This is a genomic window from Paenibacillus lautus (genome assembly GCF_050482385.1).
Lineage (GTDB): Bacteria > Bacillota > Bacilli > Paenibacillales > Paenibacillaceae > Paenibacillus_AQ > Paenibacillus_AQ lautus_B.
Map to the genome: position 1 here is coordinate 821,730 of NZ_JBCNHV010000001.1, position 13,463 is coordinate 835,192.

A 13,463-nucleotide genomic window follows, 5' to 3' on the forward strand; every position below is an offset into this window, starting at 1 on the left:
ATACTCAGCTTTATCTTCGCCTTATTAGGGAGACATATATCTTCCGTACGTCAGCCCAAGATCCGTAATGGCATCTTCCGACACGGACAGAAGCGAAACATTCTCTCCTTCCGAGCCCATCCATTGGACGCCCAACACAAAGCCTAGCTCCGATTTTGCCGCAAATAGAAAAGAGAACATCTCCGGTCGCACCTCCCCTTGATCATCCACTCTCCATGTAGAGCTCGGATCAAACTTCGCCGGATAATCATAATATAACCAGCCGCTGTCACGTTTCAGCGCCAGGCTTGCCAGCATATCGTCACCTTGTCTGACGAACTGCACCAGATAGAGGGACTCCCCTTCAGGAAGTTGAACAATCGGCCATGCCTTGTCTACTTCTCTCCCCTTGCTGTCCTTGATGTTCTGCAGCTCCTGTCCATTGATCTCCTCCGGATTTGCCGGTTGGATAGTCATTAAGGCTTCTGCCGGGAGATGGCGTTTTGGGATGATAAAATAGGTGGCATTCGGTTCTGCGGCCCCTTCGCTCACCTCATACAATTGTCCTGCCTGATGGCTGAAATTCTGTGCGGTTTGCCTGCCGTTATCTTTCCCCGTGACTTGCTGCAAGTCGGCATATTGAACCGGAAGCACCACGCCTCCCTGACCGATGGCAATCAGCGAAGCTTGCTCATCTTGGATAGCCGCATCCGGGTCTACCAACAGCCTATGCCCCGTCTCGTCGGCAAAAGCGAAGGTCCCTTCCTGTAAAGCAGCCACATCATGGACCACCAAGGGCTGCTCATCCTTTATATCTGGCTCCGGCTTCACGTTCGAAACGGGTGGGGCTTCGACCTGCTCCATCTCCGGATCCGCGCATGCCGTCAAACTTATTGCCAAAATAAACATCGCTGCCGATAACCTTTTCATGCCTTCAGCTCCTGTAATAAGATTCCAAGTCTTCCATAACCTCTGACGCTTAACATGCCGAAAAAGTTGAAGCTTAAGTTCCTTTTATTTGCATTTTCCCATGACAAATTCGGATTATTTTTTGTATTTTCGCTACATGAAACACGGAGTTGTAGCTTATTAACTTACACCAAATGACAACTTTATAGAAATATTTAATGAGTTCGCAAAAAACATTTTATTGGTAATACGAGGCAAGATTCTATACAATTCTTTTTAACTTAAAAATGCTGAGTGCAAACTTTTAATGTTTTAGTACAAATTGTCCGAGACAGGCTACCTTTCCCGCAAAACAGACGATTTATCACGCAATTCTACTTTAACGATTTGAAGGAGTGCATCGCAAAAGTGACTACGAATATTTCTGTTTCTTCACCCCTTACTGCCGCGAAAGACTATGTGGAATCCATCTATAACCAAGTGGTGGCTCGAGATCCGCATGAGCAAGAGTTTCATCAAGCCGTCCGTGAATTTGTAGATTCCCTCGTCCCTGTTTTAGCCCAGCATCCGAAATATCGGGAACACGGTATTCTGGAACGCCTCGTGGAGCCTGAACGAATGATCACCTTCCGTATCCCATGGGTGGATGATCAAGGCAAAACCCAAGTAAACCGCGGGTTCCGTGTCCAATTTAACAGCGCGCTGGGTCCGTACAAAGGCGGCATCCGGTTCCATCCTTCGGTGTATGCCGGTATCGTCAAATTCCTTGGTTTTGAACAAATCTTCAAAAATGCGCTCACAGGCCAGCCCATCGGCGGCGGCAAGGGCGGTTCGGATTTCGATCCGAAAGGCAAGTCCGATCAGGAAGTCATGCGTTTTACCCAGAGCTTCATGACCGAGCTGTACCGCCATATCGGACCTGATTCCGATGTGCCTGCCGGCGATATCGGTGTCGGCGCTCGCGAGATCGGTTATATGTTCGGCCAATACAAGCGGATCCGCGGCGGACATGAGGCCGGCGTGCTGACAGGCAAAGGCGTCATCTATGGCGGAAGCCTGGCCCGTACGGAAGCAACCGGCTACGGCTGCGTCTACTTCGTACAGGAGATGCTGGCCTCGCAAGACCTTAGCTTCAAAGACAGCCGCGTCGTGGTGTCCGGCTCGGGCAACGTCTCCATCTACGCAATTGAAAAAGCACAGCAGCTCGGTGCACACGTCATCGCCTGCAGTGATTCCAACGGATACCTGTATGATCCGGACGGAATTAACCTCGAAACCGTCAAGCTGCTGAAGGAACGGGATCGCCTGCGGATCAGTGAATACGTCAAGATTCACCCGCATGCCGAATATACCGAAGGCTGCACCGGCATCTGGACCATTCCATGCGATATCGCACTTCCTTGCGCCACGCAGAATGAGCTGGATGAAGAAGCAGCGAAAACACTCATCATGAATGGTGTAAAAGCCATCGGTGAGGGAGCCAATATGCCTTCTACGCTGGAAGCGATTGAGCAGTTCATCAGCAACGGCGTGCTGTTCGGACCGGCTAAAGCCGCCAATGCAGGCGGGGTTGCCGTATCCGCGCTGGAGATGAGCCAGAACAGCATGAGAATGTCATGGACCTTTGAAGAGGTGGATGCGAAGCTGCATCAGATCATGAAAAACATCTACAGCAGTGCCGTAGAAGCTGCAGAGGAGTATGGCGTAGCCGGCAATCTTGTGGCTGGTGCCAACATCGCAGGATTTATCAAAGTGGCTGATGCCATGATCGCACAAGGTATCGTATAAATAAGAAACAAAAAGAAGCCCTACCGCATATGCGGTAGGGCTTCTTACAGCTTATAGAAGCTCGCTGCGGAGCTCTTCGGCCGATTTTGGAGATAAGTATCCCAGCGGGATATCAAACACCGTCTTGGCGCCTTGCTGTCCCTCTCTGCTCAAACGATGGGCAGCTCTTGCATAAGATACCAGCACACTGGCCGTAAATTCCGGGTTGCTGTCGAGCTTCAGGCCAAATTCAACAATTTGTTTATTTCCGCTTCCGGTTACGCCGCTGCGAATGACAAATCCGCCATGAGGCATGCCTGCATGCTCAGCCTCAAGCTCTTCTTGCGTAATGAAAGTTACGGTTGTATCGTAATCGGCAAAATAGTTAGGCATCGACACAATCGTTTGACGGATCTGCTCTTGGTCCGCACCTTCTTCCGCGACAACGAAGCAATCTCTCCGGTGCTTCTCGCGCGTGGCGAGCTCCGGTGTTTCACCGGCACGGATTTGGTTGATAACCTCTTCTACTGGAACCGTATATTGAACGCCTGCCTTCACCCCGGGAACACGACGGATGGCATCCGAGTGGCCCTGGCTCACGCCTTTGCCCCAGAAGGTATAATCTTTTCCTTCCGGCAAAATCGCTTCAGCAAGCAGACGATTCATGGAGAACAAGCCCGGATCCCAGCCCGTCGAGATGACGCTGACACGGCCTCCGCCCATCGCCGCTTTGTTGACTTCCTCGAAAAACTCAGGGATTTTCGCGTGTGTGTCAAAGCTGTCTACCGTATTGAACATGCTGGCAAGCTGTGGCGTTTGCTCAGGCAAATCTGTAGCCGAACCGCCGCACAGAATCATAACATCAATCTTGCCGATATACTGCTCTGCCGCTGATATATGCTCGAAACGAGCACCGGAATTGGCCGGCATTTGCTGCGGGTCTCTGCGCGTGAAGATGGCTACTAGCTCCAGATCCGGATTTTGCCCGATGGCTTTCTGTACGCCTTTGCCCAAGTTTCCATAACCTACGATCCCTACTTTAATAGATGCTTTCAATGTAATCCTCCCTTTGTCAGAACCATTTCCCTGTAGCATGATGTTTATGTACCGCTTTAAAGTATAAGTATATAGACATCACTCAAATTGTAAACTATTTTATATGGACAGGAAATTGTTTCTATCTGAGTTATTCTTATTTTTCACCGTGCTATCCAATAACTTGAACAACGTTTCCTTCTTGATCCTTGATTTCTGTCTTCAGGACCTCAATCCGGATTCCCTTCAAACCAGAAAGCTCGAAAGTGCTGACCTGCGGCAGCAATCGGCTTGAGAATTCACTCGCGGTCCGATCGTCCAAAACCAGGGTAACATCTCCGTCCTCCGCAGTCCAGCGGCTCTCTTCCCCCGGCTCAAATACGACCCGAACATCCGAACCTACAAGGCTCAGTTTCTTATCCTTCAGAATTCGGCCCTGCAGCAGCTTCCCGATAATTTCGGCCTGCTTGGCGCCTATTTGTAATGTAGCCGGAGTTTTGCTTAACCAGCCCTTCTTTCCCGGTTCAAAAGCCAGCTGGCTCACGTAGAGAAATCCGGTGTTCGAGCCCTCTTGTTTTGTCCCTCGGTCAACGGCTTCCGAAATCGAAGATACATTCAGGAGCGAATCCCGATCCAGATCCGTTATATATTGCGGCATATACTCTGCACATGCTTGTAATACGCCAAGCGTATTCCATGTCTGCATCGCCTCGAGTTCTTCACGTGTGATGCCAACCATCTGCAGGAATTCTACCCGACCATTCGGCGTATCCATCCCCGGCAGCTCGGGATCCAGGGTGAAGGCGAGTGCGGTCAATTTCGTATCGGCTCCCAGGCAAATCGGCCCATTAGCATCCAAATAATCCCCCGAGCGAAAAACGTTCCCGCTGTTAAACACGTATCTCCCCATGTTCTGAAGCAGATTTAGCGCCCACGCCGGCGGCTCTTCCTCATCCTCCCCCTTAGCCAGCCTGAACGTCAATTCGAATCCGTAACCGCTCTCCTCCAGATTGTCCGATTCCTTGTCATACAGCTCGCTAAAGCCATAAGTAACCACATGCCAATGCGGACTTGGGGCATTCGATGTATAAGCGCTGATTCCATTCAGCGGATCGGGTCCTCCAAGGGCATAAGGAATTAGAGCCCCGTAATGTTTCGGCTCCTGCTCCCCGTAAAGCTTCAGCAGCTGCTCATCAATCGCGTCCCAACCTGCGGCGTTTTCTTCATGTGTCAATCCTGTTCCCTCCCGTTATCGTTTACCTCAAAAATTAAACCGTATCCGAAAAGGCTCAATCATTCAAATCACCATCCTCTTCCGCTTCATTATATAGGACATATAGAGGAATGAAGAAGTAACCAGCGAAGAGTATAATAGAACCATATTAATAAAGGAGCCTACATGTTCATGAAAAAAATAACGGCATTATCCGTAACCTTAACACTCTCAGCTTCGATTATGGCCTCTTCACTAGCTTCGCTGCCGGTATCCGTCAATGCGGCCTCAGCCAAAGAATGGATACAGATCTCCGAACGGACGTCCTATTACGGTGAAGCAGCCAACGGCCAGCCCAATGGACGCGGTACAATCAAGTGGGGAAATGGCAAACAATATTCCGGCGAATTCATTAACGGGAAGCGCGCCGGAAACGGTAAATACATGAACGAATATCAAGTAGACGGTGAAGCACATAAGGTGGTATACACCGGCCGCTGGAGCAACGACAAAATGGATGGCGAAGGCATCCTGACGCATAAGGTGACATTGCCTGACGGGTCCGTCCGATGGAATCAGATCCAGAAAGGGACATTCCAGGCAGGCGTCTTCCAAAGTGGATACGATGTCATTCATGCCATCGCGGATCCCGACTACAGCTTTACCTACAAGAAAGGCAAGGAATCGCTCGAAATCATGGGCTTCAATCAAAACATGAAGAAAGCCTGGGCCGCCGGAACGATGTTCAGCGTTCATTACAGAAACGGCGCCATCAATAAAAAATCTTCGATTTTCCCTGCCAACTCGGCAGCTGAACAGCGTCAAAATGACGCCGCAATCCAATATTTCAAGAGCATTCAAACTAAAGTGGCTCCTCACCTGGAGCAATTTGAAGCATTGTCCAAGCAGGTTCCATTAAAATAACCTTGCCCAATACAATCGTCAAAGAACCCGGTAGAGATAGCACTTGTTATTGAATGAACGCTCATGCGGCGTTGCTACGACACCAACCCGATGAGCAGCTACGACAAAGCGGTATCGGCGAGGAGTACGCTAACCGCTGGTCCTTTTTGTCTTGGTCCAACTGCCGCTGGACGAGACACCAAGCGATGTGAGACAGTCATACTACTCTGATTCTGAATATAAATAACTCCCGCGATACAGTAGTTCACGGGAGTTCGTTTCAATCTGAACCCGGCCTTAGGCCGGGTTGTATGAGATTGTTCTTAGTTTTGCGTCCACTTTTTAGGCAAATATTTATTGATCGTATGGATTCCCTCATTGTTGATTGCATAGTACATACATAATTCCCCGTTAGCATCCAGCTCGTATTGGACCTCGTCGATCAATCCGTTTGCCTGCAAAGACAGCATATGATCCAGAAAGTTTGCTCTTGTAAATTGACGTTCTCCACCGTATTCGCTTTTCAAAGCGTCCATTGCATCATCAATATTTGCTTGCTGCACAGTGGACATGAAAAGCAGCACCCGGGAGCGAATCGGCAACAATGGCATTTGCTTACGCCTCCTTCTTTTTGAACAGATCCATTGGATTCATCGAAACTAAAAGCGCTCCAAGTGTAATAATAACTGCGCCGGCAATTATAGTAGGAGTCAACGAACTGCCGAGGAAGATAGCGGCAAAGACAACCCCCCACAGTACATAGGTAATGTTGAGCGACATTCCGACAGCAACACCAACCATACTATTGGCCATATACCATGTCAGGAAAGAGATTGCCGTAAACAGGGCCGCAGCCGCGATAATGAGCATAGGCGACACGGAGCCAAGTACGGAAGTAAAGAGATCTGTCGCGCTGAAGATCGGGATCAGCACAGCAATATATACGAGTCCGGAAACGCCCTCGCGAATGGTAATGGCGATATTGGAATCAAGCATAGACATCCCGAAAGTAGCAAATACGCCTTCCAATCCCCAGCCAAGTGCGGCCACCAGAGCAAAAATAATGCCTAGTGTGAAATTATCCACTCCACCTTCAGGCTTAACATAAGAAATGAGCGCCGCTCCGATAACACAGATGAACATGCCGACGGCCACCCGTTTATCAATCTTCTGCTTCAGAAACATTCGCGCGAAAATAGCACCAAACATCGGACAAAGCGCCGAAATTGGAATAGCCGCCGCTCCAGCCATATCAATTCCAACTAGATAGGCCCCGTTAGCGATTGGACCGCCAAACACCGCGGCAATTGCGACCATCAACCCCGGTATTGTTACTAGACTGCGACCGATTTCTTTGATCATCCCTTTCTTGAAGTTCCAGATCAAAAGCCAGATTGCCGCCAAAGCATCATTGATCGCCGATGCCACGATAGGCGCCGCAAACGCTCCTACGACCCCCAGAAAAGGCTCCTTCATCATGGCCAGGGCAACAACGGTACTGTAAAGGCCGAACGTTAACCCGGAAATCAGTCCGTAAGCGATTCCATTTCTTCGGAAACGACTATTCATCTTTTGTTTCAGCATGCCGGCAGAAGCCACTGCTTCCCTCATCGTCCATACACCTCTGTTAAGTAGATTTGTCTTTGTAGATGTATCTTCATTGTATAGCAAAGCTGCCAATGCGCCTGTCACTAACCGTACCTCTTGTTGGACTTCCGGAATCACTTTTTTCTCCAATCTGGTACTTTTCGTACTTTTAGGACGACATCGTAAATAAAAAAAACTCCCACCCAACACTTAGTCGGGGGAAGTTTCCTTAATTCTATCTATAGAGTGTTTTTTTAAACTCGAGCTAGAACGCTTTTTTTGTATTCCTTCGGCGTCATATTCATTTGCTTGTAGAATACCCGGTTGAAATAAGACGGATCGGTAAAGCCGCATTCTGTGGAGATGCGATAGGCGGGATACCCGGTAGTCTCAAGCAGCTTGCAGGCATGTGCAATCTTGAGCTTGTTCACATAATCCGTATAAGTAACGCCGAGCTCCCTTTTGAATATGCGGCTAAAATATTGGGCATTCATGTACACATGACTCGCTACCATTTGCAGGGTCAGCTTATCTTTGTAATTCTGCTGAATATAATCGACGGCTTCTTGAATAAAGCGCTGACATTCTTGAGCCGATTCTATCTGATACGTTTCGGTTACACCATCTTCTTCTGATTGAGCAGCCTTCTCCAGCCCCTTGCGAATCATTTGCCGCAATTTTTCCGGCTTGACCGGCTTTAGCAAATATTCGTTTACCTGCAGACTGATTGCCGCCTGTGCATAGGAGAAATCCGAGCTGGCCGACAAAATCGTTACGCAGGCGTTAGGGAGAAAGCGGCGAATTTCCTGCAACGAGGATATTCCATCCATTTCAGGCAGCATGATATCCATAAAAATAATATCCGGCCGATATTGTTTGGCGAACTTAATCGCTTGTATACCGGTATCGCAAATAAGCAGCTTATCTTCAGCACCTAGCATTTCCTGCGCGATGGATTGAAGAAATTCCTGTTCTATCGGTTCATCTTCAACAAACATAACTACACTCATGGCATTATCACCTCGCATTGGGTTGGGTGGGGATGCGGATGTTAATCGTGCTCCCGCTGTAATCGGATTTCACGATCGATAACCCATACTCTTCTCCGAAATAACGCTTCAAACGGCTATCGGTGCTCCGGAAGCCCACGCCGATCTTGCTGTCCGGCTGATGAATGAGCTTGAGTACCTCCGGTGAGAACCCGTTGCCATTGTCTATAACAGAAATGGTGATATCATTTTTGTACTTTTCGGCAATCAGACGAACGGTTCCTCCATCCCGCTTAGGGGTAATTCCATGAATGACTGCATTTTCCACAATAGGCTGAATCACCATATTCGGAATGCGATAAGCCTTTAATTCATTAGGAACCATGATTTCATACTGAAGACGGTTCTTGAAACGCGCCTTTTGTATATACAAATACTTCTCAATGTTATCGATTTCAGATGCGATGGTATGAAGCTGATCATCTTGCTTCACATTGTATCGCAGCAAGTCGGACAGGCAATAGATCAATTCCTCCGTCGTATGGGAGTGTTCGAAATAGGCAATGCGGGCAATGGAATTCAACGTATTAAACAGGAAATGTGGATTGATGACGAGCGACATATTTTTGGCTTCTAAGTCAATCACTTTCTTCTCCAATATTTCCTTTTCCGCAGACAGACGATTGATAATCCCTGTGTTGTCCTGCGCGCTTTCGGCGATATCGAGCGCAATATTCCTTGCGATATGATGGCAAAGCTGCTCGTGAATATCTGCTTGATCCTTGTCAATGGTTGGAAAAGCCGATATCACCTTCGCGACAAACTCCAAATCCAGCCCCTTCATTTCAGCTAATTCCGCCGTGTTAATCAGATACTTCTGAAATTCCCTTTCCTGGGAATACGCCTGCATCCCCGATATGAAGCCAACAACCTCATCGTCGACCATAATGGGCAGCAAAATATTCTCCATGCCGTAACAGCAAACAAATCTCCCCTGCTCGCCTGAATTAAAGCGCTTCAAATAATCCGCGCAAGGTCGCGTAGGATTCTCCCAGCAAATATGCCTGCAGAAATCAGGGGACGGATTGAACTCCAGCAGCACGTCTCCATTGTTATCGTGCAGCAGCAGCGAGAACTTGGAAAGAGACAGGATGCCGCTGTATCGTGCGTATACCTTTGTTGCGATCGGATTATCGGTTTTCAGCATAATCTCGTTGCACCCTTTCACCGAAAAATGAATGGGAAAATGATGTTTCTTGATAAATTTTTCACAAAGTAACATCTCTATTATAGCAATTTTCAGCCTGTTTGGAAATAGTACATCCCTCCTCCTCTAAACCCTATTTATAGAAGTCCCCCCCTTCTAGAAGCGGGCTTTCGCAGGCAAAAATAAAAAGGCCAAAACCCGTTTTACCGAGTTTTGGCCTTTTGCAGAGTATCAAAATCAATTATAGCTTAGCGGCAGGAAGGATGTGCTCCACTTCACTGTGAGGACGAGGAATCACATGTACGGATATCAGTTCCCCTACACGCTGTGCGGCTGCGGCACCAGCGTCCGTTGCCGCTTTCACAGCACCTACATCGCCTCGTACCATTACGGTAACAAGGCCGCCGCCTACCATCTCTTTGCCAATCAGGGTGACATTGGCTGCTTTGACCATAGCGTCCGCTGCTTCGATAGAACCTACCAAACCTTTTGTTTCAATTAAACCCAATGCTTCCGATTTCATGTTACATTCCTCCTAAAAGTTTTGTGAGAATGAAGCGCTAGCTTACCGAACAAAACTTGCTTTCGGAAGCAGGCTTATTTTATCAATATTTGAATTATGCCTTAGTGAACGGAAGGATGTTCTCCACTTCGCTGTGGGGACGAGGAATCACATGTACCGACACGAGTTCCCCTACATTCTTCGCGGCCGCGGCGCCGGCATCTGTTGCCGCCTTCACAGCACCTACATCGCCCCGTACCATCACGGTAACAAGGCCGCCACCTGCCATCTCTTTGCCAATCAGGGTGACGTTGGCCGCTTTAACCATAGCGTCCGCTGCTTCGATAGAACCTACCAAACCTTTTGTTTCAACCAAACCAAGAGCTTCTGATCTCATGTTCATTTCCTCCTAGCGATTTTTTATGATTTTGACAACAGACGTTGATGTCAGATCCATCGCGTTAGCCTCTTCGACGTCGATATGACAGTCGAGAGCGGCGTCACGGCTAACCCGGATTGCGACCTGATTGTACCCTCCGCCCCGGAGACCATCAAATTGAATACTGACCATTTCTCCGTCGGTTACGCCAAAGAAAAGGGCATCATCAGGCGTCATATGAATGTGACGCTGGGCAACCATCAAGCCGCAGATCATATATACGCTTCCCTTTGGACCAACTAATGTGACGCCCGGTGTACCTTCAAGCTCCCCGGATAAGCGCACTGGAGCTTTCACGCCCAGCTTAAAACAGTCTCCTCGCATAACTTCTACCTGGGTCTGTTTCCGTACTGGTCCGAGAACCCGTACCTTTTCAATTGCACCCTTAGGACCGCAGACCGTAACGGTTTCATTACATGCATACTGTCCGGGTTGGGACAAATCACGCATTTTGGATAGCGTATATCCGGCTCCAAAGAGCGTCTCCACATCAGCCTGGGACAGATGCACATGGCGGTTTGAAATCCCTAAAGGGATGGTGCGCGGCTCTTGTTCCGCCTTTCCAGCACCGGAAACAACCTCCATTAACAAAGATAGTACTTGATCATAGTTCCCCATTAGCTGTCACCGCTTTTCTGCAAAATGGACACCAGCTCATCGACCAGATTCAACAGCATTGCATCCTCCTGTTGCTTCGGCTCTTGCGGAGAGGGAGCAGAATAAGGGCTTTGTGCTGTACAGTCCTTAATGCCATAAGCCACACGCTTGATATTAATCAAGTGCTGTGGTCCCACATTATCCGAGGTGGCGCTGCCCCCCCAGGTTCCACATCCCAAAGTGAAGGCCGGGGCAAGCCCGGTGCTTGCGCCCACACCGCCCTGAGTGGAGCCTGTATTTACCAAAATGCGGAATACAGGTTTTTGCGCAAATTCCATGACCATATCGTGATTCTGTGTATGGATGGAGAAGCTATGACCTATTCCTCCATTACGCAGCAGCTGAACACTTAGATCACAAGCCTCACGCCAGTCCTGTACAGTGTAGAACGCCAGCACGGTAGTCAGCTTTTCATAGGACAGCGGGAATTTTTCTCCCACGCCCTGCTGTTCGCCTAACAGCACCTTGACCTCTGCTGGAATTTGAATACCGGCCGCTTCTGCGATCACCTGAGGTGAACGTCCCACCAGTCTTGAATTCATGGCATGGCCTTTAACAAACAGCTTGGACGCGACTTTGGCAGTTTCCTCTTGATTCATAAAGTAACCGCCTTGACGCTCAAACTCCGCGATCACCTGAGGACGGATGCATTCTTCCACGATAACGGCCTGTTCAGATGCGCAGATTGTACCGTAATCGAAGGTTTTGCTGGCAATGATATTAGCTACTGCCTTAGGAATATCAGCGGTGCGTTCAATATAGGCCGGTACATTACCCGGACCCACCCCTAGCGCCGGTTTCCCCGCACTGTAGGCGGATTTCACCATCGCCGAGCCGCCTGTGGCGATAATCATGGCAATTTCATTGCACTTCATCAGTTCCTGTGTCGCCGGCATCGAAGGCTTGGTAACGCAGCCGATGATTCCTTCGGGAGCGCCTGCCTCGACAGCGGCTGCGTGCATAAGTTCAGCGGCCCGCATGATGGATTTCTTTGCCGAAGGATGCGGCGAAAAGATGATTCCATTACGAGCCTTTATCGCAATGATCGATTTGAAAATCGTAGTGGATGTCGGATTGGTTGATGGAATAATACCCATGAGCAGTCCGACAGGCTCGGCAATCTCGATTAATTGATTGGTCTTATCCTCGCGGATAACCCCAATCGTTTTCGTATCCCGAATGGATTCATACAGCTCCGTGGAAGCCAGACGGTTTTTGAAGATTTTATCCTCAATTTTGCCAAATCCGGTTTCTTCTACTGCCAGCGCAGCCAGTTCGGCGGCGTTGAGCTCCGCTGTCCGCACCATGTTTTGTACAATTTTATCAATCTGTTCAGCATTGTACCCTGCAAGGATATCGGTGGCAGCTTTTCCTGCACGGGCCAATTCCCGGGTTTCCTGAATCGATTGCAAGTCATAATCATAATTTTCCAAGTGAAACATCCCCCTCTCGAATCCAGCTTACTGTTGATAATAATGGCGGAACCGCTTGAGCAGTTTCACCTTGTTGGCCTTGGAAATGGTCGTCATGCTCATCCCATACGCAGGACCGCACTCTCTGGCCAGTCGGCGCAGCTTCACGGCTGTCATCGATTCCAGTTGCTCCATTGCTTTGTCAAGCCCGACTTCCTTTACCAGCACGTCAATCTGGTGTTTGAATGGACTGTCCAGCACTGCCTGCTCTCCATCTACCGAATCTTCATTGCCTGTTTCCGGGCTGGCCTCTTCAGACGCAAGAACTTGAGCGGGATCGGCTGCTAGTGGAGGGAAGCCTTTTTCACCACCGTTATTGACATCGGGCGCCGCTTCCAGTGAAACTTTAGGAGCTTCGTCCAGTGGAACATCGGGTGCCGTGTCCATTGGAACCTCAGACAATGCGTCCGTTTCCGGAGTCTGCTCTGGCGTTTGCTCGGGCAGCTGCTTTGGAAACTGTTCCGCCGCCTGAATATGCTGTACTGGCTGCGCCGGCTCTTCCTTCTTCTTGGCAAGGTTCGAAACATTACGCCCGCCTATGATGCTCTGAATGTCGTCGTGGGGTCTTGGAATGACATGCCGGCTGATGAGCACATCACTGCCCAATTGTTGCGCCGCGGAGGCCCCTGCTTCCACGGATGCCTGAACAGCGCCGACATCGCCAGTTACCGCGATCGTTACTAGCCCGCCGCCCACATTGCACTTTTCTATCAGTTCTACCTGAGCTGATTTGAGCATGATGTCCAGACATTCAATCGCCGGAAGAAGTCCCCGCGTTTCAATTAATCCAAGCGCCTGCATGCT

Annotated in this window: 14 protein-coding genes; 2 read left to right on the top strand and 12 right to left on the bottom strand. The window is 49.2% G+C overall.

From position 1 onward, the window contains the following. Positions 1-24: 24 nt before the first annotated feature. Positions 25-909 (bottom strand): hypothetical protein, encoded by an 885-nt coding sequence (locus ABEW73_RS03845; RefSeq protein ID WP_430162000.1) that lies wholly within the window; start codon positions 907-909, stop codon positions 25-27. A gap of 387 nt (positions 910-1,296) precedes the next feature. On the opposite strand from ABEW73_RS03845, the gene gdhA reads away from it, so the two are divergent. Further along, the gene (gene gdhA / locus ABEW73_RS03850; RefSeq protein ID WP_430161998.1) at positions 1,297-2,676 is read left to right on the top strand and encodes an NADP-specific glutamate dehydrogenase; all 1,380 of its coding nucleotides are present in this window, start codon (positions 1,297-1,299) and stop codon (positions 2,674-2,676) included. Between the two features lie 51 nt (positions 2,677-2,727). Here gdhA and ABEW73_RS03855 read toward each other — a convergent pair whose 3' ends face one another. Together ABEW73_RS03855 and ABEW73_RS03860 are read right to left on the bottom strand one after the other, a co-directional pair. Continuing rightward, complete coding sequence (locus tag ABEW73_RS03855) at positions 2,728-3,711, bottom strand: diaminopimelate dehydrogenase (RefSeq protein ID WP_430161996.1); 984 nt, start codon at positions 3,709-3,711, stop codon at positions 2,728-2,730. Positions 3,712-3,862: 151 nt separating this feature from the next. Beyond that, the gene (locus tag ABEW73_RS03860) at positions 3,863-4,924 is read right to left on the bottom strand and encodes a suppressor of fused domain protein (RefSeq protein WP_430161994.1); all 1,062 of its coding nucleotides are present in this window, start codon (positions 4,922-4,924) and stop codon (positions 3,863-3,865) included. Positions 4,925-5,095: 171 nt separating this feature from the next. On the opposite strand from ABEW73_RS03860, the gene ABEW73_RS03865 reads away from it, so the two are divergent. Beyond that, positions 5,096-5,827, top strand: coding sequence for a hypothetical protein (locus tag ABEW73_RS03865; RefSeq protein ID WP_430161992.1), 732 nt, complete (start codon positions 5,096-5,098; stop codon positions 5,825-5,827). Positions 5,828-6,129: 302 nt separating this feature from the next. On the opposite strand, the gene ABEW73_RS03870 is transcribed toward ABEW73_RS03865, so the two are convergent. The 9 genes from ABEW73_RS03870 to ABEW73_RS03910 all read right to left on the bottom strand — a co-directional run bounded on the left by ABEW73_RS03870 (position 6,130) and on the right by ABEW73_RS03910 (position 13,460). Further along, positions 6,130-6,417: a hypothetical protein gene (locus ABEW73_RS03870; RefSeq protein WP_430161990.1), complete on the bottom strand. Its 288-nt coding sequence runs from the start codon at positions 6,415-6,417 to the stop codon at positions 6,130-6,132. Between the two features lie 4 nt (positions 6,418-6,421). After that, a complete protein-coding gene (locus tag ABEW73_RS03875; protein WP_430161988.1) occupies positions 6,422-7,417 on the bottom strand; it encodes a DMT family transporter in 996 nt (331 codons plus the stop codon). A 230-nt stretch (positions 7,418-7,647) separates the two neighbouring features. Then, positions 7,648-8,403 (bottom strand): response regulator transcription factor, encoded by a 756-nt coding sequence (locus ABEW73_RS03880; protein ID WP_430161986.1) that lies wholly within the window; start codon positions 8,401-8,403, stop codon positions 7,648-7,650. Positions 8,404-8,410: 7 nt separating this feature from the next. Continuing rightward, positions 8,411-9,589, bottom strand: coding sequence for a sensor histidine kinase (locus ABEW73_RS03885; RefSeq protein WP_430161984.1), 1,179 nt, complete (start codon positions 9,587-9,589; stop codon positions 8,411-8,413). Between the two features lie 241 nt (positions 9,590-9,830). Further along, on the bottom strand, positions 9,831-10,112 hold the full coding sequence (gene eutM, locus ABEW73_RS03890) for an ethanolamine utilization microcompartment protein EutM (protein ID WP_138186176.1): 282 nt from the start codon (positions 10,110-10,112) through the stop codon (positions 9,831-9,833). Between the two features lie 94 nt (positions 10,113-10,206). After that, positions 10,207-10,488, bottom strand: a complete 282-nt coding sequence (locus tag ABEW73_RS03895; protein ID WP_430161981.1) for a BMC domain-containing protein — start codon at positions 10,486-10,488, stop codon at positions 10,207-10,209. Between the two features lie 12 nt (positions 10,489-10,500). Then, positions 10,501-11,148: a phosphate propanoyltransferase gene (locus ABEW73_RS03900; RefSeq protein WP_430161979.1), complete on the bottom strand. Its 648-nt coding sequence runs from the start codon at positions 11,146-11,148 to the stop codon at positions 10,501-10,503. Next, on the bottom strand, positions 11,148-12,620 hold the full coding sequence (locus tag ABEW73_RS03905) for an acetaldehyde dehydrogenase (acetylating) (protein ID WP_430161977.1): 1,473 nt from the start codon (positions 12,618-12,620) through the stop codon (positions 11,148-11,150). Before ABEW73_RS03905 ends, ABEW73_RS03900 begins: the two co-directional genes overlap by 1 nt. Positions 12,621-12,647: 27 nt before the next feature. Then, on the bottom strand, positions 12,648-13,460 hold the full coding sequence (locus ABEW73_RS03910) for a BMC domain-containing protein (RefSeq protein WP_430161975.1): 813 nt from the start codon (positions 13,458-13,460) through the stop codon (positions 12,648-12,650). Positions 13,461-13,463: the final 3 nt, after the last annotated feature.

Excerpts from the sequence above, each read along its gene's own strand:
- ABEW73_RS03865 (WP_430161992.1), top strand. The coding sequence starts at position 5,096 with ATGAAAAAAATAACGGCATTATCCGTAACCTTAACACTCTCAGCTTCG.
- ABEW73_RS03900 (WP_430161979.1), bottom strand. The coding sequence starts at position 11,148 with ATGGGGAACTATGATCAAGTACTATCTTTGTTAATGGAGGTTGTTTCC.
- ABEW73_RS03880 (WP_430161986.1), bottom strand. The coding sequence starts at position 8,403 with ATGAGTGTAGTTATGTTTGTTGAAGATGAACCGATAGAACAGGAATTT.
- ABEW73_RS03870 (WP_430161990.1), bottom strand. The coding sequence starts at position 6,417 with ATGCCATTGTTGCCGATTCGCTCCCGGGTGCTGCTTTTCATGTCCACT.
- eutM (WP_138186176.1), bottom strand. The coding sequence starts at position 10,112 with ATGAAATCGGAAGCATTGGGTTTAATTGAAACAAAAGGTTTGGTAGGT.
- ABEW73_RS03885 (WP_430161984.1), bottom strand. The coding sequence starts at position 9,589 with ATGCTGAAAACCGATAATCCGATCGCAACAAAGGTATACGCACGATAC.
- ABEW73_RS03845 (WP_430162000.1), bottom strand. The coding sequence starts at position 909 with ATGAAAAGGTTATCGGCAGCGATGTTTATTTTGGCAATAAGTTTGACG.
- ABEW73_RS03895 (WP_430161981.1), bottom strand. The coding sequence starts at position 10,488 with ATGAGATCAGAAGCTCTTGGTTTGGTTGAAACAAAAGGTTTGGTAGGT.
- ABEW73_RS03910 (WP_430161975.1), bottom strand. The coding sequence starts at position 13,460 with ATGCAGGCGCTTGGATTAATTGAAACGCGGGGACTTCTTCCGGCGATT.
- ABEW73_RS03875 (WP_430161988.1), bottom strand. The coding sequence starts at position 7,417 with ATGAGGGAAGCAGTGGCTTCTGCCGGCATGCTGAAACAAAAGATGAAT.